The organism is Paenibacillus maysiensis (assembly GCF_000520815.1).
Classification (GTDB): domain Bacteria; phylum Bacillota; class Bacilli; order Paenibacillales; family Paenibacillaceae; genus Paenibacillus; species Paenibacillus maysiensis.
In genome coordinates this window covers 1-18,470 of the sequence record NZ_ASRY01000138.1, presented here as the reverse complement: position 1 = coordinate 18,470, position 18,470 = coordinate 1, and the positions used below count along the sequence as shown (strand labels likewise).

The following is an 18,470-nucleotide window of genomic DNA, read 5'->3' as shown; positions in this document are numbered from 1 at the left end:
GCTCCGCGTTTCATTTGATCTTACGATCGCTGTTGCAGCGGGATTCTTTGATGATGTAGAACATGTATAGATGAGAATCCCGCAGCAAGCTTATGCTAACGATGAGAGCTTTCCTTTGGAAAGCTTTTAGGCGAGCGCTGACGCTTCTCCAGATTCAAATGAACCGCTCCGCTGGTATCCTCCGAAAATGAATTTTTATTGTAATGAGTAAGTGTCGGTTCAACCCTAATGCCGACAGACTAGATCAGACGTTCCACAGGCAAATGGTTTAACATTAAAATAATTAGAAAGCGTTTACTATCTATTTAAGATGAACTTGTAAAATGTACACGAAAACGGAGTAGGCGGAATGGTGCTGTACAAGCGGTAGCGGTCGCTTTTGTCCCCGGATTTCTACCCTGATGAAAGGCTTAATTCAAGAAATCCGGGGGCGGTGGCGATGGGAAGCACCATCCGACTACGCAGTGGCACCAAAGGTAACTTTTCAGTTATAAAGTATAGCTATTCTATGGACGGAAGGGGTGTTCCGTATGAAGGTATCTTTATTTATTACCTGCCTGAGTGATGCGATTTATCCCAAGGTGGGGGAAGCGATGGCGCGCTTGCTTGCCAGATATGGTGTTCAACTGGATTTTCCGAAGGTGCAGACATGCTGCGGACAGCCGTCCTATAACAGCGGCTATTGGGATGAAACGAGGGCAGCAGCAAAAACGATTTTGAAAGCGTTTGACGACAGCGACTTTGTCGTATCGCCCTCCGGTTCCTGCACTTATATGATTCATCATTACCCGGAGTTGTTCAAGGATGAGCCGGAATGGCTGGACTCCGCACGAAGGCTGGAGCAGAAGACGTATGAGTTTACGCAATTTATGGTGCAGGTGCTTGGCGTGACCGATGTGGGCGCGTCTTTTCCGCATACCGTAACCTACCATCCGTCTTGCCACGGTACCCGTTTGTTGGGCGTGAAGGAGGAGCCAATGCAGCTACTTGGCAGCGTAAAGGGCTTGCAACTGGTGCCGCTTCCTTTTGCCGAGGATTGCTGTGGCTTTGGCGGAACTTTTGCGGTGAAAATGCCGGATATTTCGGGAGCGATGGTGACTGAAAAAGTGGACCATATCAGGGAGACGGAAGCCGAGGTATTGGTCGGACTGGATATGGCCTGCTTGATGAACATTGCCGGAAATCTCCGGTATCGGAAAGAGCCAGTTCGGGTTATGCATCTGGCTGAGCTGCTGTACGAAGGGGTGAAGCACGCATGACCGCTGTACGTTCACATTCGATGAGCCAAAAGGTCAAAAAACGCGCCGAGCTGGCCTTGAACGACGATTTTCTGCGGAATGCGGTTCGTTTCACAACGGAGCGTTTGCGTAACGGCAAGCAGGCGGCTTCAGAGCAGCATGGGAATTGGGAGGAATGGCGTGAGCGGGGCCGCCAAATTCGGTTGCATACCATTGCTCATCTGGACTATTATTTGAACTTGTTTGTGGACAATGCCCGGGGCAACGGGGTGCATATCCATTTTGCCGATACAGCAGCAGATGCCGTACGGATTACGCTGGATATTGCTGCCCACAATCAGGCCAGGTCTGTTGTTAAATCCAAGTCGATGGTGTCGGAGGAGCTACACTTGAATCAGGCGCTGGAGGGTGTGGATATCGAGACGATTGAAAGTGATCTCGGTGAATATATTATTCAGCTTGCAGGAGAGGCCCCATCCCATATCGTCATTCCGGCGATTCACAAAAACCGCTATCAAATTGCCGAACTGCTGTCCAAAGAAGCGGGGGAGGAGCTGTCTGCGGATACGACGATTTTGGCTGGTTTTGTCCGCAAGAAGCTGCGTGAAAAGTTTCTCGAGGCGGATATTGGCATGACAGGCTGTAATTTTGCCATCGCGGAGACGGGTTCCATGGTACTGTTTGAAAATGAAGGCAATGCGCGGATGGTATCCACTTTGCCCAAAACGCAAATTACGCTGATGGGTATGGAACGGATTATTCCATCATGGACGGATCTGGAGGTTATGGCTACATTGCTGCCACGATCCGCTACCGGACAGAAGCTGACGATGTATATGTCCGGCATTTCAGGCCCACGACGTAGTCAAGATGCCGATGGGCCGGAGGAAATGCATATCATTATCGTAGATAACGGTCGCTCGCTTCAGCTAGGCAATCCTGAGTTTCAGGAGCTGCTGAATTGTATTCGTTGCGGGGCTTGTCTGAACGCCTGCCCAGTTTACCGTCACATTGGCGGACATGCGTATGGTGGGACATATAGCGGCCCTATCGGTGCAGTACTTACGCCTGCCCTGCATGGCAACATCGAAGAGTGGAACGACATTGCGAGTGCATCCAGCCTGTGTGGTGCGTGCTATGAAGCTTGTCCGGTCAAAATACCGCTGCATGATATGCTGGTTTATTTGCGTAGACGCAAGGTGGAGGCAGGACAAGGAGATAAGCTGGAAACGGCGGGGATGAAGGGGTTCGCGACAGTGGTTTCCAGCTCGAAGCGATTCGCAGCAGCGATTCGGCTTGGGCAGATTGCCCAAAAAGCGGTCGTCCGTAAGGGAGAAATCACCCTTAAGGTTGGCCCGTTAAAGGGCTGGAATACGTACCGTGTGGCTCCCACTCTGGCGAAAAAATCCTTCCGTCAGCAATGGAAAACACTGGAGCATGAGTTGGAGCAAGAACGCACCGTGATGCAATCGGATGTCCATAGCCGAATGGAGAAGATTTTGGCGGATAGAAGTAAAGGAGGCAGGCAGCATGAGTGAACAGAATAGACCTTCTGCGCAAACAAAGGTGGCCCATGAAGCGTGGCTCCATCAAATGGAAGCGGAATCCCGCGCCAAGCAGGTACGCTTTATGGATGGCATCGCAACGAAGCTCAAGCGTCCGCGACAGACGGAGCCGCCCGTGCAGCCGTTTCGCGGTGCACCTGCATTTTGGCATGAATTCGAATGGAGCTCGGAGCAGCGCATCGAAGAGTTTACCGCCAACTTTACCAGTGTTGGCGGGCATGTCGTGCGTCTGCCGGATCTGGAGCATACGGCAGACTGGATCGCGCGCAAGGCGCGAGAGCTGGGAGCGGCCTATATCGTCCGGCAGAATGAGCCGGACCTGGATGCGCTCCGGTTGGAATCGGCGCTGCCGGAAGTCCGTCTATCGGTGTGGAACACCGATCCAGTCGAGGACTGGAAGGCCCGCGCCGCCGAGGCGGATATCGGCATCGTGATCGCCGACGAAGCCGCTGCCTACACCGGATCGGTGGCGGTGCTATCCTCGCCGGAGAAGGGCCGTGCGGTCAGCCTGCTGCCTACCGTACTGATCATTATCCTGCCGGTGGAGCGCTTACGAACACGGCTGGGTGAGATTTTATGCCGCTTTGACGAAGTCGGGCGCGAGCAACTGCCCGCAGGGATTCATTTTATTACTGGACCCAGCCGTTCGTCGGATATTGAAAATGATTTGACTATCGGTGTACACGGACCCGGAATCGTTTATACGTTGTTAATGGGCTAGTTTATAGGTGGAGTTAGCATTTAGACTGACCGTTCAACTGCCAATACAACGTACGGAACATTCCAGCCCTTACTGCGGGCGGCTGAGATAATACCACATGCCACAAAATCGTTAGTTGTCATGATGGCATGCGGACGTTCCTTTAACGAATCCAGCTTGGCAAACGCCCGCATTCCGTCCTGACCGTATGGATACCGCTGAGCAACCATTCCTCATTCACTGGCAGCTTCCTTGCTTATGAACTTCTTAACTTTTGTTAAGAATTGACGGGGAATAGAAAAAAGAACCTTCAATCCACACGAAAGGTGCATGTAAGCACTTCAAGGTGGCTATGAAAGTTCTTTTTCATATTTAATTTTCGTCATACGGTGGTTACTTGCAACGTCTGATCTGTCCGCGAATGGCTCCATCTGGATACCGAACGGTGTGAACATTAACGTAAGCATTGCCTTCTCTGATTTGGCAAACTAAATCATAAATGGTTCTGCCTCTGAGTGGACCAACGAGGTCACATGCACGCAGCACGCCGCTAACAACGCCTCTTTTGACAGTGATTCCAAATTTTGAAGGGCCAAACAAGAAAGCTACGATCGGACCATTTTCACCTCTGCGTCCCAGATGAATATGCGCTTGGGTTACCCGTGAAATGTTGCGTACAGTAAGTTCGAATTTTAATTGTCGACGTTCCTTTTGGTAATGAAACTCCGCATTTCCCGTGGCATTTGTTCTGACAGGAGGTACTTCATGACTCCCCCTTAAGGTGGCTTTAAACCTAGACATTACATCGCTCCTTTTCCCAGTGTTGGTTTAGTGTATTCATGGGGCCAGGGAAAGGGCTGTACATTCGCCTATAAAGAGAAAGTTATGTGTTTAGCAAGTTATTTAGTCCAAGCATATAAGTCATCTTTTCATAGACTATGAGTATCTGGTAGAGAAAGGGGGAAAAACCATGGGAACATTTATTGATGGAAGAATATCTCAAAACGCCTCATTTGCAAACTCTATTTCCATTCCGATCACCGTTTTGAATACGCCGCAATTGTTTGGACAGATCGGATTAAACACACTGGGAATTACAGGCACGGCACGGGTTCTGCTTAAAGGGACTCTGTCGGTTCAACTGCCACTCGCTTTAGTAGGAATTACGATCACCATTGTAAGAGGGACCTTGCCAACCGATCCTATCGTTTACTCGGCAACGTCTACGTTTAGCTTGAGTATAACGGCTCCGCAGGTCATCGCGTTCTCGGCTGATGACTTTAACCCGCCGATTACGCCACAGTTGGTGTACACCGCTTTTGTTTCTTCGAACCTGCTGGGTACGATACGGGTAGGTCCAGAGAGCTTCGATGGTATTTTGGTTGGAGACTAATGTAATGTAATGTTATAAATGAATTAAATTTCAAAAAAGTTCCTTCTGTACGAGGCTCCGCAGGTGAATATCTGCGGGGCTTATTCACATTGGAATAATTAAATAATATATACATTTATTCTATAATATTCAACAGTGCGATTGATTTGAAAGGGAGTGATCGGATGAATAAGCAGGCCCTTGCCTGCATAGGAATAAAATGGGTGCAAACCTGTATCCATGAGGTAAAAGAACGTAATTTTTTGTATGCGCTTACAAAAAAGAGTTGAAAGGTCCTTAGGTTATTCTACATTTTGAAGGAGGAATGATGATATGAAGTGGATGAAAGGAATGACCAGTATGCTTTTGGTCGCTTTATTATGTAGTACGCCGGGCTTGAATGGGACTACGCCTGCGTATGGAGCGGCTGGCGATTACAAATTTGATTTTGGCGCGGGGCCAGTGGAATCTGGCTATACCGGGGTGAACGCATCCCTGCGATATGATGCGACCCGCGGTTACGGATTTCGTACACCCGAGAACGTACGCAATGTGGGAGCATCGGGTACTGGTGTCGCTAGTGATGCGGTACGGTTTCTGACGACCGGTACGAAAAGCGGGAATACATTTGATGTGGACCTTGCCTCAGGGCTATATGAGGTGTCGGTCACGCTAGGGAATACGACCCGAGCGAGCGTTGCCGCCGAGGGAGTGTATCAGGTCATCAATATGACGGGGGACGGAGCGAAGGACCGTTTTCAAATTCCCGTGACCGATGGGCAATTAAATTTGCTGATGACTGAAGGTAAAGAGGGCACCTCTTTTGCAATAAGTGCATTGGAAATCAGGCGATTGTCTAACAACCCCGTTACGAATCGGACGATTTACATCGGCGGGGATTCTACCGTCTGCAATTACTATCCACTGGATAGCAGCGTGCAGGCTGGATGGGGTCAGTTATTGCCACAATTCGTAAACACGAATACATTCCAGATCCGTAACATGGCGTCAGGTGGGCAAATTGCGAGGGGCTTTCATCAGGACGGTCAGCTCGAGGCCATCGTCAAATACATTAAGCCGGGGGATTATTTCATACTCCAGTTAGGCATAAATGACACCAACCCGAAGCATAACGAAAGCGAAGCGGAGTTTAAGGACTGGATGCGGGATATGATCCGGCAGGTCAAGGCCAAGGGGGCGACGGTGATTCTATCCACACCGCAGGGGCGAGCTACGGATTTTAACGCCAACAATGTACACACTGCTGAAAATAGATGGTATCGAAGCTCTATTTTAGCGCTGGCTCAAGAGGAACAAACGCCTTTGGTCGATCTGAACGTGCTCAGCTCAGCTTATTTTACCTCCATTGGCCCGCAAGCCACACTCGCCCTGTATATGAACGGTGACACGCTGCATCCGAATGTTGCGGGAGCAAAGGAACTGGCACGTCTAGTAGCTAAGGATTTAAAAAGGCAGGGTCTAAGCGGATTCTAGCCTTCCCCAACCGAAGACTGTGGGTGCTATAATGATAGAAAAACGGCGCGAGAGCCGGAATAGTTTTGTTGTATGGTGTCAGCACTGTTTTGAGACGTGAAGACCACAGTTTACGGCTAGGGGAAAGGAGATTCGACGATCACATGCAGCCTTTTACAGCTCGTGTATTAAAAATAATCCAGTCCATCCCTGAGGGGAAAATCATGACCTACGGACAAATTGCAGCGGAAGCAGGCAGTCCGAGAGGGGCGCGTCAGGTGGTGCGTATTTTGCATACGCTTAGCAGCAAGTACCGCTTGCCCTGGCACAGGGTCGTAAATCGCTTGGGAGAAATCGCGCTACAGGACGATGAAGGAGCTTCTTTACAAAGGCTGCTTTTGGAAGCAGAAGGTATACAGTTTATGGAGAACGGACGAATTTCGCTGGAAAAATACCTGCATGATTCTCAAGCGATGACAGAAGACGAATAGATAGAAATAACCTAAAAATGCCGATCACGTATGCATCCAAGCGACGTTGATCGGCATTTTAGGTTAGAAGCGAGATTCATCTCTATTAAAATCATCCCTAGCTGATCAGATGCTGCTGATTCCGTTGGGCAAGGTGGAAAGAAATACTGTTTATAAGCGGTATATCGTTATTTTTCCGGGCTTCCCGGATCAGTTGTTTCTTTTGCTGTTCGGATTCACGTAAAAATCGGGTCATCCACAAATCAGACGGTTCGTTCGTAGTTGTCATGCGAGATTCTTTTATCATCTATTAACCCTCCCAGTGAGCGGCTGTTATTCTTTCTCTAGTATATGTTCCCAACCTTAATAGATGCTGTTGGTTTCCTTAAAATTAGCTGAAAATTAGGTAAAGTTCAGGTAAAAACAGGTTCATTTTATATCTGATTTGCAAGAGAATAGCTTGCATCGACAATATGTTGAAATAAAGGTTACAAAAATGTATTGATTTGACGTCTTGTACCAACATTAGCCTGAAAGTACAATTAGGTGATGGATAGACTGTGGAAATTTATGTCGAAATCTATAGAAATAATTCGAAAGATTTCACCGAAAGGGGACAGATTCATCTTATGAAGCAAAAAGCGGCTGCCACGCTGCTCGTATTGACGATGTCATCAGGCTTGATTTCCACCGTTCAGGCTGATAGTGCAGCAGGAAGTTCAACAGGAAATACGTCAGCAAGTATATCAGGAACTTCGTCTGCTGCGGTCACATCGAAGACCGCCTCCGTAACGGGACAGGCTTTACCTCCATTAACGCTCAAGCAGGCAGCGGAATGGGCACAGACGAATAGCTACAACACGCGTACCGCCGAGCGGGACGTGGAGCGTCGAAGAATTGAGTTTAAGAATGCAGAGAAGGACCTGGGAAATGCATTCGTCGATTTTATAGATGGTGAATATGTTGGTGATGAGTCATCCTGGAGAAATTATAACTCTTCGACGTTATCCTATCTAGCCAGCAAAAAGCAGGCGCAGTTCGCCAAGGATCAGATTTATTTTAATGTGATGAAAAGCTATCAAAGCGTGTTCGTGGCAGAGAATCAGGTGAAAAATGATCTGGAAGCGCTTGAAATTGCTCAAGCGGAGGAAAAGATTGCACTCGCCAAATTTGCGCGCGGCAAGCTGTCTGAGTATGCGAAAAACGAGAGTACACAGGCCAGAAGCCAGGCGGAGCAGACGGTCGAGCAGGGAAAAATTGCGCTGCAAAAATCGCGTGACGCTCTGAATTTTCTGATGGGCCAGCCTAACGGAACAGCCTATGAAATGGTGGATCGACCAGTGTACGAGGAACCGAAGAAGCTGGATATCGAAATACATATACAACAGCTGATGGATATGAATCCGAACTTGTGGAAGCTGGAGGATAGCATCAAGACTTCGGAACTCAATGTGAGATATTTCGATTTTAACAGCGGTGCAGGTGCTTACGATCTAGCCAAAATGGACGTGGATACAGCCAAGGAGGAGCTGGACAAGGGACAAAAGGATTTTGCCGAATCGCTCCGCAATTTATATGCCACGGTCAAGGAAAACCAAAAAAAATACGTTCAACTGGAAGAAAGTCTGCGCACGGCAAAAGAGGGGCTGGAGCTGTCCCGCAAAAAGTGGGCCAGAGGCTTAATTATCGAGCTGGAGCTGAAAAATAGCCAGTTGAAGGTGGACCAGATTGAACGGCAAATGGAAGAGCTGGCGATTGAGCTGAGTCAGAATGAATACACGTTGAGCAAGCCATGGAGCACATAGGGAGGAAACGAAGTTGGCAGAAGCGGTTTTAAACGATGCATTGTTAAAGTTACGAAGAAAACGGAGAAAAAAGTGGATCTGGACCATGGTTGTGCTGCTGGTTATAGGCGGGGGTGGAACAGCAGTGTATTTGAAGCTGCCCAAAGAGCAGGCTGCACCATTAGTTCAGGACGAGACGCTTAAAGTGGAGCGCGGGGATGTGAGCGAGAAGCTGGATACGTCTGGTACCGTGCAGGCTTCCAAGGAAGTAAAGCTGAATTTCACAAGTGCAGGCGAAAATAAGCTGGCGGCGGTAAACGTGAAGGCCGGAGACAAGGTGAAAAAAGGACAAGTCCTGGCTCTTCTGGACAGTTCTGAAATTAAGATGCAAATCCAGAGCGCATCCGATAATTTGGAAATATCCAAATCCAAGCTGGCTGAATTGGAGAAGGGGCCGAAGGTGGAGGATATTGAAATTCAGAAGACAAACGTGCTTCGGGCTAAAATGGCTGTCGATACAGCGCAGGAATCATTTGAGCTGGAAGAAGCGGAAAGTCAGAAGAAGGCTTCCAAAAAGCAGCTGGAGCAGGCGCGTAAGGCATATGAAGATCAAAAGTTTTTACATGATGCCGGGGCGGTGTCCAACAGTGAAATGGAGCAGGCAGAGCAAGCACTGGATAAGGCACAGACAGATTATGACGGTCTGGATTTACAATTCCGCAAAATCATGTCGCAAAAGCGTCACGCCATCGCAGAGGCTGAAATCGGCTACCGTACGGCTATGGCTGAGCTTCGCAAGATTCAGGTTCCGGCCGATGCCTCCAATATCCAATCCGCACGGATTGAGGTTAGAAGACTGGCCACCGAGCTGGAGCAGAAAAAAAATGACCTGAACAAGCTTCAGGTCACGGCACCGTGGGACGGAGTCATTTTAAAGGTGAACGGGGATGTCGGAACCAGTCCGACGGCTCCTTTTATCGTCATGAACAACTCGGACTCCAACAATCTCAAAATTGTTGCGAAAATTAGTCAGAACGATATTGTAAAGGTGAAAAAAGGACTTTCAGCGGTGTTATCCACCAATGCTTATCCGGGTGAATCGTTCCCTGGGAAGGTGCAATTCGTCTCACCGGAGGCATCCACAGATGAAGGCATGACGACTTATCTGATGGAGCTGTCTGTTCATGATCCGAAGGGCAAGCTGAAAACGGGCATGATTATGAATGTCGCTGTTATTTTGGGGGTACACAAAAATGTGTTGTTCGTACCAGCGACTGCGCTAAGGTCAGAGGGGGGACAGGACGGCGTGTATGTTTCCTCTAATAACTCTGCAAATCCAGGGGCGCGCACATTCAAGCCCGTAGAACTCGGATTTTACACGCCAGATCGAGTCGAGCTCAAGTCGGGTGTGAAGGAGGGTGACACTCTTATTGTGCCTGCTCCTGAACCTCCGCCGGACCCTTCCGCTATGGGCATGCAGGGAGGCTTTTAAACGGGTATGAGATACGTCATTCAGATTGAGGATTTGAAAAAAGTGTACCAGGTCGGGGATCAGGAAATTCATGCCCTGCGTGAGGTACAACTTGATATTGCTGACGGTGATTTTGTTGCGATCATGGGACCATCTGGATCAGGCAAATCCACGATGATGAATGTCATCGGTTGTCTGGATCTGCCTACCTCGGGGAAATTTTATTTGGACGGTTATTCCATACTGGATGCACGTGAGGATGAGCTGGCTATTATCCGTAATCAGAAAATCGGATTTGTATTTCAAAAATTTCATTTGCTTCCGCGGGCCACAGCCTTGGATAACGTAGAGCTGCCCATGATCTATGCCGGGGTATCAGCCAAGGAGCGGCGCTTGCGTGCCATTGAGGCGCTGACCAGCGTGGGGCTGAGCGATCGGATGAACAACAAGCCGAATGAGCTGTCAGGCGGTCAGCAGCAGCGGGTATCCATTGCGCGCGCACTTGTGAACAATCCGGTCATTCTTTTGGCGGATGAACCGACAGGCGCATTGGACTCCAAAACAAGCGTTGAAATTATGGGGATTTTTCAGCGTCTGAACGACAAGGGCAAAACGGTTGTACTCGTTACCCATGATCAGGAAATTGCGGAATACGCCAAGCGTCTGATTCATTTTCGCGATGGACGGATTGAAGAGGATCAGCCTGTTGGGAACCGAAGAATGGCGGCAGAGGAAGTGAAGGCATGAAATTTCGGGAAATTATCCGGGTATCGCTCAACAGTTTGCGAACCAATATGCTGCGATCCTTGCTGACCATGCTGGGTATTATTATTGGGGTGGCTGCTGTAATCGCGATTGTAGCCATCGGTAAGGGCTCTACGGCCACGATTACGTCGCAGATTAACAGTATGGGGAATAATTTGCTCATGATTTATCCTTATGCCCCATATGATGGGTCCAGCTCCATGTCGTTCAGCCAGACGAAAGGAATATCTCTGGAGGATATCGCTGCGCTAGAGGAGCAAAAAGCCGTAGCTGAGGTAGCTCCAAGTGCAATGACCAATGCGGATATTACGTGGAGCCGCAATAAGGTCAGCGGGCAAATTGAGGGGACTTCGCTGGCATTCGTTCATGTGAGAAAGCTGTCGCTCGCTCAGGGCAGGTCGTTTACCCACTATGAAGTGGACAAACGTATGAATGTGGCCGTGCTTGGGAGTGATGCGGCCCGTAATATTTTTGGCCCGGATGCCTCCAGGGCGGTCGGTGAGACGATCATGATCAAGCAGCTTCCTTTTAAGGTGGTCGGTGTGCTGACAAATTCCAATTCCAATATGAGTAACAGCGGGCAGCAGGTATATGTGCCGATTACAACGGGGATGGAACGGTTGGGCAATATGAGCATTCAGCAGGTGAATGCCTCTGCAACAACGGAGGAGAAGATTGATCAGGCAAGTGCTGAAATCCGACAGGTGCTGCGTGCCAGGCATGAGCTGAAGCCATCAGAGGGCGATGATTTTCAGATCACGACCCAAACGGAGATTCTAAAAACGGTCTCAGGTGTAGACAAGGTTATGAATATGCTGTTGCTCGGCGTCGCTGCAATAGCGCTTGGTGTTGGGGGTGTTGGCATTATGAATATTATGCTGGTGTCTGTCACGGAACGGACGAGGGAGATCGGGATTCGCAAGGCGATTGGTGCGCAGCGCAGTGATATTATGCTGCAATTTCTGGCCGAGGCTGTTTTTCTCAGTCTGATGGGCGGACTGGTTGGCGTTATGGCGGGTCTTGGGGGCGCAAAGTTGCTGGAGAAATTTGTCCATATGCCGATTGTGTATACGATGGAACCGGTGCTGTACTCTTTTCTGTGCTGCATGGGGGTTGGTGTGCTGTTTGGAGTGTACCCGGCGCGGAAGGCGTCCAAGCTGCGTCCGATTGATGCTTTAAGATACGAATAAAGGAGCGGATACTTCGTCTTACTCGAAAGAGCAGGATGTGAAGTATCCGCTTTTTTTGGTGCGGTATAAGTGCTTTAAACGATAAAAAACCATCAATAACCGCTTTAATCTTATATATGTGATGTTTTATATAATTTTATAGGTTGATTTTTAATTATATATGACGTATTATATTAAATATCAGATAGCAAGGAAAAAAAGGAGGGGCGTTCATCATCGACCTTACGGCAAGACAAGTAGAAATTTTAAACATCGTACAAAAGCATGCCCCGATTACCGGTGATCAGATTGCGGAAATGCTCAATCTCAGCAAGGCGACCATTCGGACCGACCTATCCAAGCTGGGTATTTTGAATTATATAGATGCGAAGCCCAAGGTTGGTTATTTTGTCGGAAAACGGGGCACGCCGAACCGGGAGGAAAAATTCCGGCTCTTGCAAATGAAGGTCGGCGATCTTCACGGGGTTCCAGTCATCGTACGCGAAACAACAACGATTCAGGAAGCAGTGGTTGCTCTTTTTCTGGAGAACGTGAGTAACCTGATCGTTACCGATGAAGAGGGGGATTTGGCGGGAATAGCTTCCCGCAAGGATCTACTCAAGGTTACGTTAGGCAATCCGAATGCGGCGTCCATCCCTGTCAGTCTCGTGATGACCCGTCAGGCGAATGTCGTCACCATTTCTCCGGAAGACACTGTATTGGAGGCAGCGCGCAAAATCATTGCCCGTCAAATTGACAGTTTGCCTGTCGTCGTCCCTTCCAACTCCGACAAACCAGGAGAGCATTGGAAAGTCGTGGGACGCATTACGAAAACAAATATCATCAAAATGTTGCTCGATATGGTAGCAGAGGATTAATGGGAGGAATCGAATGGTTCAGGCGCGCAGTCATTTTATAGCGATCTGTTCAGACTCGATTGGCGAGACGGCGGAAGCCGTCGTTCGGGCGACCATGCGCCAGTTTGAGCTACCGGACACAGAGATCAAGAGATTTATGAATGTAAGAGATGAAGACGAACTGAGTAGGGTGATGGAAGAGGTGGCCGAGCGTAAAGGCTTTGTAGCCTATACGCTGGTACAGCCGGAGTTGAGAGAAGCAATGAAAGAGGAGGCTGTCCGGCTGAATGTGCGGGCTGTCGATATCATGGGCCCGATGATGCAGGCGTTTGCCGATACGTTCCATGATGATCCGAAGGAAAAACCCGGTCTGCTGCATCGGATGGACGATAATTATTTCCGCCGTGTGGAAGCCATGGATTTTGCGGTTCAATATGATGATGGCAAAGATGTGAGCGCCATTCTCAAAGCAGATATTGTACTGCTTGGCGTATCCCGTATTTCCAAAACCCCTTTGTCGATGTTTTTGGCCCATAAAGGCTTTAAAACGGTCAACATTCCCATTGTACCGGAGCTGACCCCACCCGCACAGTTAAAGGATGTACAGCATGGTCGGGTGTTTGGGTTGACGATCCAGCCGGAGCTGCTGTTAAAAATACGCAGTGAGCGACTCAAGGTGATGGGATTGCCCAACAATGTGCAATATGCTACATCGACGCGGGTGGAGGAAGAGATTGCGTATGCGCAATCCCTGTTTACGGAATTAGGTTGCCCGATCATTGATGTCACGGATAAAGCGATTGAAGAAACAGCGGGTTTGATTATCAAGATGTTATAGAAGCGTAGCTGCTCTATAGATAATAGTTGCTGTAGGATACAGGAGTGTTATAGATATATAAATAGCAGCAAAGCTGCTCTATAAATAATAATTTGCGATAGGATAACAAATATATATAGAAGAGGTGGAGGGATAGGTATGGAGAGTCAACTGGCATTGGAATTCGTTCGGGTTACAGAGGCGGCAGCGCTGCAATCAGCGCAATGGATAGGACGTGGAGATAAGAACAGCGCGGACGAGGCGGCTACGGTAGCCATCCGCACTCATTTTAACGCAGTATCTATGGACGGTACGGTCGTCATTGGCGAAGGAGAAATGGATGAGGCTCCCATGCTGTATATCGGGGAAAGAGTAGGCAATCGCAGAGGGCCGGCCTTAGACATCGCCGTCGATCCGCTGGAGGGAACCGAAACGGTGGCGAACGGATTGAACAATGCCTTCTCGGTCATTGCTGCTGCTCCTCGTGGTGGTCTGCTCCATGCTCCGGATATGTATATGCAAAAAATGGCCGTAGGCCCGGCACTGGCTGGAAAGCTGTCACTGGATGATCCGATTCCGACTACCCTGTCAAAGGCCGCACGGATATTGGGTAAATCCTTGTCCGAACTTACCGTGTCCATTCTGGATCGTACACGTCACGCCGGAATCATCAAGCTGCTGCGGGAAAGCGGCGTTCGGATCAAGCTGCTTGGGCATGGAGATGTAATGGGTGCAATTGAAACATCCCTGGATAGCGGTGTGGATCTGCATATCGGCTCCGGTGGAGCGCCTGAAGGTGTGCTGGCTGCGGCAGCGCTGAAATGCATGGGTGGAGAGATTCAAGGTCGCCTGTTGCCTCATGATGAAGAAGAGATCGAACGATGCAAACGTATGGGCATTGCTGATCCTGGGGCTTTATTGTCCATGGAGGATATGGTCGGACGTAAAGGCGTAATGTTTGTGGCTACTGGCGTGACACCGGGCGAGTGGCTGCAAGGGGTTCGTTCCCTCCCTGGTCATAGAGCGGAAACCCATTCGGTCGTGATGCACTCGGAAACGAAAACGATCCGCTTTGTACGGAGTATTCACCATACAGCTGACTCTTCCGGTACGCTTGCTGCAGCCGCATCCTCTTAAGTCTTCACAGCTACATCAAAGACCAAGTCATAAAAGCTTAAAAACAGCAAGTCTCTTACCACGTAGAGACTTGCTGTTTGGTGTTTCCGGTTCGTTTGCCGATTGCAGAAGGGCCAGAACCAAAGATATAAATTTCCTGAAAATCGACACTTTTGAAGGAAGATAAAAACGTTTCTATTAAAGTTTGAACAGAACATTCATAGCTTTAGAGGAGAAAAATTCAATCTGAACTGAAATTTTTAGACGGAGAGTCAAAAAAAATTCCTGAAAATTGGTTCTATTGAACTATAAAACAATATTATTTATTAAAAAATTAAAGAGTTATTAATTTTGATTGATGTGAGCTTGATGAAATTTAATCCCATAAAATAGGAGGATAAAGGCTGTTGCGGAAAAAGGCGGAATTTGTCGGATAATATCAGGCTGAATTTGTTACATGTATGTTAATGGCATGTAAAGGTAAAATTGTTGTAGCACAAGGCTTTCGGGGTCTATTGCAAATCATCATCATTGTGATTTTACAAAAGCATGAAAATTTGAAACCTCGTTTTAAATCAAATTGACAGATCATGATCGGCAGGCAATTCATGCAAAAAGTGAAATTATTGCTTTTAAAGTCTGAAAATAAATAGCATAATATGGATTTTGTTTATTTTTATAAACTCTATCAAGTTAGATCTTTTGTCCCATGCCAAGCGGTTTTAAAGTTTGTATATTTAAAAATAGCTAGAAAGTGTTGGAAGAAAAAAAGCGATATAAGGATTTGCTGTAAAATCCTGAACTGCATAGAGGATGGAGGAATTCATATGACGACTCGGTCACAATCTTGGTTTGCGAAAACTGCGGTCCATCCGGCTGAGAAGCTCCAACTATTTTGCTTCCCTTATGCCGGTGGCGGCGCTTCCATATTTAATTCCTGGAAGTCTAGACTTGCGCCTGACATTACGGTGTTGCCTGTACAGCTTCCAGGACGTGAAAGCCGCTCAACAGAGGCTCCAATGGACACCATTCAGGACATCGTGCAATCGTTGATTCCCGCTATGGCTCCATACGTACATAAGCCGTTTGCTTTTTTCGGACACAGTATGGGAGCACTGATTGCATTTGAAACAGCACGGCAGTTGTATAACAAAACCGGGACTTTGCCTGTCCATATCATCGTATCCGGTAAATCCGCACCACATCTTCCGTATTCCAAAAAACAACTCCATGATTTAGCAGATCAACCTTTCACCGAAGAGCTTCGTTTGATGCAGGGAACACCCGAAGAAGTGCTGCAAAATGCAGAGTTAATGCAAATTATTATGCCTCGTCTGCGTGCAGATTTTAAGGTGTGCGAAACGTATGTTTATCAACCGGGGAGTTCATTGGCCTGTCCGATGACCATTTTAGGCGGCATGAAGGATCATGAGGTGACGACTGATTCACTCCATGCCTGGCAGCAACACACCACATCGCCCATAGATGTGCGAATGTTCGAAGGCAATCACTTTTTCATCCATGAACAAGAGCAAGAAGTTATAAGCGCAGTCGTGAATATTTTGTCCGCATCTTCAGCTCTGAACCCCGCTGCCGCAGCTCATACATCTTACAGCACCAATACTCTACAACCACGATTCAGACAGAGTTAAATGCCCCACACATCACGATACACCACGATACACAACATGATTAACATATCAGTAACAATCCAACAGCCAACCCACCACCATGATGCAATTCCCAGCATAATTCAAGAACGATTTCATTCCACGCAAACACTCCTACATCCAGGCGTGCAGTTTATTTATGGTAACAGTCAGATTGTATATGGCTATCCCGCCTGGTATATCTGGGGGATTTGCACGCTTCCGTTGATTTCAGCCCTAATTGCCGTATGGGTATTGATCGTGAACAGCGCAAGGCTGATTACAGGAGAGAGGAAGGCCAGAGCCACCGGAAAAGTCCTGTTTGCGATCATCACGTTATTGCACACGGTATATCTTTTTTACTGGAACTTCCTTCCTATTCATTACTCCTAAACATTTACAAAACATCGCATGTCCGAACATAAATGAATGCTAGAATTTGTATTTGATCCCCCTCATCGGGGGCCATAACCAACAAACAGGAGGAATAGAATGGGAATCTTTCGCAGTTTTACATCCCGTGGCTTCAAATACGCAACCGCTATGGTGTTCGCTTTGTCGTTGTACGCTGGTGCTGTGAGCAGCATACAACCGGCATCGGCAGAAGGTCCGGCTGATCCGGCCCCTTTTATCGCCGCCAAGGTGGTTAATGAAAACGCTGGCAAAAAAGTGTTGTTCGATAATACACACGGACAGACAGCCGGTGCGGCAGACTGGGTGATTGATGGCGGATTTTCAGACTTTGGCCAAGCCCTTGCAAGCAACGGCTATGATGTGCATGAGCTTCGTAAATCTACGCCGATTACTTACAATGATCTGAAGGATTATGATGTATTTGTGACGGCAGAGCCGAATATTCCTTTCAAACAAAGCGAACAGGCTGCGATGGAGCAGTATGCCAAAGCAGGCAACAGCATTTTCTTCATTGGAGATCATTATAATGCGGACCGCAACAAGAACCGTTGGGACGGATCAGAGAGTATTAACGGTTACCGTCGCGGAGCATGGGAAGATCCTGCCAAGGGAATGAGCGCGGAAGAAAGAAGCTCGGCAGCGATGCAGGACGTAGTCAGCTCAGATTGGCTGGGCAGCCAGTTTGGTGTGCGTTTTCGCTACAATGCATTAGGCGATATTACTGCCAATCAGATTGTCGAGCCAGCGCAGGCGTTCGGCATTACAGCTGGAGTGAGTAATGTGGCAATGCATGCAGGATCAACACTGGCGATTATCGACCCGGCGAAAGCCAAGGGGATCGTATATCTCCCTGAAACCAATCAGGCTTGGGGCAACGCGGTAGATCAGGGCGTCTATAACGGAGGAGGCATACCGGAAGGACCCTATGCAGCCGTATCCAAAGTAGGACTCGGTAAAGCAGCCTTTCTGGGGGATTCATCTCCTGTTGAAGATGCGACGCCAAAATATCTGCGCGAAGAGACAGGTACCAAGAAGACGACGTATGACGGCTTTAAGGAGCAGGATGATGCCGTGTTGCTGGTTAATATCGTCAATTGGCTATCCAAGAAGGAGAACTACACCAGTCTGACGGATGTGAAAAGCTTGCAGCTTGATCAGCCGACAGCACTGCTGCCTTTTGAGGAGCCGCAGGCTTCGACGGAGCCACAAGCCGAGCCTTGGTCCGCTCCCGCAGCAGGCTACAAGTGGTGGGATCAGCAGACGTACAAGCCCGGAGCCTATGGTAGCTCTATGGCCAGTACGCAGCCTGTTTACAGCATTGTTCGTCAGGATCAGCTACCGAATGCAGAGCCTTTTCAAATTCGAATTACTGCGGACCAACTGGCTCCGAATACCACGATTAGTGGATTCAGCGCAGGCATTTATGTAGCGGGCGGCAATCAGGTAGCCCAGATTCAAAACCAGGATGGCACCTGGCCGACCTCGTACGGCTATAGCGGAGCATTCAGCCTGGAGTCCGACAGCAAGGGACATGCCTACAAAGACCTCACCGTACGGATTAAGCCGGGAACCAGCGGTTCGGCCAGTCTTAGGCTGAGACAAAACGGCAG

The 18,470-nt window shown here is 48.5% G+C and carries 17 protein-coding genes and 2 pseudogenes; 16 read left to right on the top strand and 3 right to left on the bottom strand.

Annotation, left to right across the window (positions count from 1 at the left end):
- The first annotated feature begins 530 nt into the window (after positions 1 to 530).
- From L696_RS0108810 to L696_RS0108800, 3 genes are read left to right on the top strand one after another with little or no spacing between them, the layout of a single operon-like run.
- Positions 531 to 1,259, top strand: a complete 729-nt coding sequence (locus L696_RS0108810) for a (Fe-S)-binding protein (RefSeq protein ID WP_025683325.1) — start codon at positions 531 to 533, stop codon at positions 1,257 to 1,259.
- Positions 1,256 to 2,776: a LutB/LldF family L-lactate oxidation iron-sulfur protein gene (locus tag L696_RS0108805; RefSeq protein WP_025683324.1), complete on the top strand. Its 1,521-nt coding sequence runs from the start codon at positions 1,256 to 1,258 to the stop codon at positions 2,774 to 2,776. The genes L696_RS0108810 and L696_RS0108805 overlap by 4 nt, the downstream gene beginning before the upstream one ends.
- Positions 2,769 to 3,524, top strand: a complete 756-nt coding sequence (locus L696_RS0108800) for a LutC/YkgG family protein (protein ID WP_025683323.1) — start codon at positions 2,769 to 2,771, stop codon at positions 3,522 to 3,524. The genes L696_RS0108805 and L696_RS0108800 overlap by 8 nt, the downstream gene beginning before the upstream one ends.
- Before the next feature lie 20 nt (positions 3,525 to 3,544).
- Here the strand turns inward: L696_RS0108800 and L696_RS0108795 are convergent, their stop codons facing one another.
- Both L696_RS0108795 and L696_RS0108790 read right to left on the bottom strand, forming a co-directional pair.
- Complete coding sequence (locus L696_RS0108795; protein WP_025683322.1) at positions 3,545 to 3,733, bottom strand: substrate-binding domain-containing protein; 189 nt, start codon at positions 3,731 to 3,733, stop codon at positions 3,545 to 3,547.
- Between the two features lie 163 nt (positions 3,734 to 3,896).
- A complete protein-coding gene (locus L696_RS0108790; protein WP_025683321.1) occupies positions 3,897 to 4,304 on the bottom strand; it encodes a CHRD domain-containing protein in 408 nt (135 codons plus the stop codon).
- Between the two features lie 169 nt (positions 4,305 to 4,473).
- Between L696_RS0108790 and L696_RS0108785 the strand changes: the two genes are divergently transcribed.
- The 3 genes from L696_RS0108785 (at position 4,474) to L696_RS0108775 (ending at position 6,839) form a co-directional block, all read left to right on the top strand.
- Positions 4,474 to 4,896 carry a hypothetical protein gene (locus L696_RS0108785; protein WP_025683320.1) on the top strand — a complete coding sequence of 141 codons (423 nt, stop codon included), beginning with the start codon at positions 4,474 to 4,476 and terminating at the stop codon, positions 4,894 to 4,896.
- Between the two features lie 312 nt (positions 4,897 to 5,208).
- Positions 5,209 to 6,369, top strand: a complete 1,161-nt coding sequence (locus L696_RS0108780) for a rhamnogalacturonan acetylesterase (RefSeq protein ID WP_025683319.1) — start codon at positions 5,209 to 5,211, stop codon at positions 6,367 to 6,369.
- A 143-nt stretch (positions 6,370 to 6,512) separates the two neighbouring features.
- Positions 6,513 to 6,839, top strand: a complete 327-nt coding sequence (locus L696_RS0108775; protein ID WP_025683318.1) for an MGMT family protein — start codon at positions 6,513 to 6,515, stop codon at positions 6,837 to 6,839.
- Between the two features lie 97 nt (positions 6,840 to 6,936).
- Here the strand turns inward: L696_RS0108775 and L696_RS0108770 are convergent, their stop codons facing one another.
- A complete protein-coding gene (locus L696_RS0108770; RefSeq protein ID WP_014281398.1) occupies positions 6,937 to 7,125 on the bottom strand; it encodes a hypothetical protein in 189 nt (62 codons plus the stop codon).
- Between the two features lie 322 nt (positions 7,126 to 7,447).
- Here L696_RS0108770 and L696_RS0108765 point away from each other — a divergent pair, with 322 nt between their 5' ends.
- The 10 genes and pseudogenes from L696_RS0108765 to L696_RS0108725 form a co-directional block, all read left to right on the top strand.
- The gene (locus tag L696_RS0108765; RefSeq protein WP_025683317.1) at positions 7,448 to 8,623 is read left to right on the top strand and encodes a TolC family protein; all 1,176 of its coding nucleotides are present in this window, start codon (positions 7,448 to 7,450) and stop codon (positions 8,621 to 8,623) included.
- A 13-nt stretch (positions 8,624 to 8,636) separates the two neighbouring features.
- Positions 8,637 to 10,094 (top strand): efflux RND transporter periplasmic adaptor subunit, encoded by a 1,458-nt coding sequence (locus L696_RS0108760; protein WP_025683316.1) that lies wholly within the window; start codon positions 8,637 to 8,639, stop codon positions 10,092 to 10,094.
- A 6-nt stretch (positions 10,095 to 10,100) separates the two neighbouring features.
- Entirely contained in the window at positions 10,101 to 10,820 is a 720-nt protein-coding gene (locus L696_RS0108755; RefSeq protein WP_025683315.1) for an ABC transporter ATP-binding protein, read from the top strand.
- Positions 10,817 to 12,028, top strand: coding sequence for an ABC transporter permease (locus tag L696_RS0108750; RefSeq protein ID WP_025683314.1), 1,212 nt, complete (start codon positions 10,817 to 10,819; stop codon positions 12,026 to 12,028). Before L696_RS0108755 ends, L696_RS0108750 begins: the two co-directional genes overlap by 4 nt.
- 242 nt (positions 12,029 to 12,270) lie before the next feature.
- Complete coding sequence (locus L696_RS0108745; RefSeq protein ID WP_245233322.1) at positions 12,271 to 12,885, top strand: helix-turn-helix transcriptional regulator; 615 nt, start codon at positions 12,271 to 12,273, stop codon at positions 12,883 to 12,885.
- A 13-nt stretch (positions 12,886 to 12,898) separates the two neighbouring features.
- A complete protein-coding gene (locus tag L696_RS0108740) occupies positions 12,899 to 13,702 on the top strand; it encodes a pyruvate, water dikinase regulatory protein (protein WP_025683312.1) in 804 nt (267 codons plus the stop codon).
- Between the two features lie 138 nt (positions 13,703 to 13,840).
- Positions 13,841 to 14,818, top strand: a complete 978-nt coding sequence (gene glpX / locus L696_RS0108735; RefSeq protein ID WP_025683311.1) for a class II fructose-bisphosphatase — start codon at positions 13,841 to 13,843, stop codon at positions 14,816 to 14,818.
- A gap of 806 nt (positions 14,819 to 15,624) precedes the next feature.
- Positions 15,625 to 16,449 carry a thioesterase II family protein gene (locus L696_RS0108730; RefSeq protein ID WP_025683310.1) on the top strand — a complete coding sequence of 275 codons (825 nt, stop codon included), beginning with the start codon at positions 15,625 to 15,627 and terminating at the stop codon, positions 16,447 to 16,449.
- A 141-nt stretch (positions 16,450 to 16,590) separates the two neighbouring features.
- Positions 16,591 to 16,839 (top strand): annotated as a pseudogene (locus L696_RS32650) (serine hydrolase domain-containing protein); the annotation flags it as partial.
- Between the two features lie 99 nt (positions 16,840 to 16,938).
- A pseudogene (locus L696_RS0108725) lies at positions 16,939 to 18,470 on the top strand (endonuclease); the annotation flags it as partial.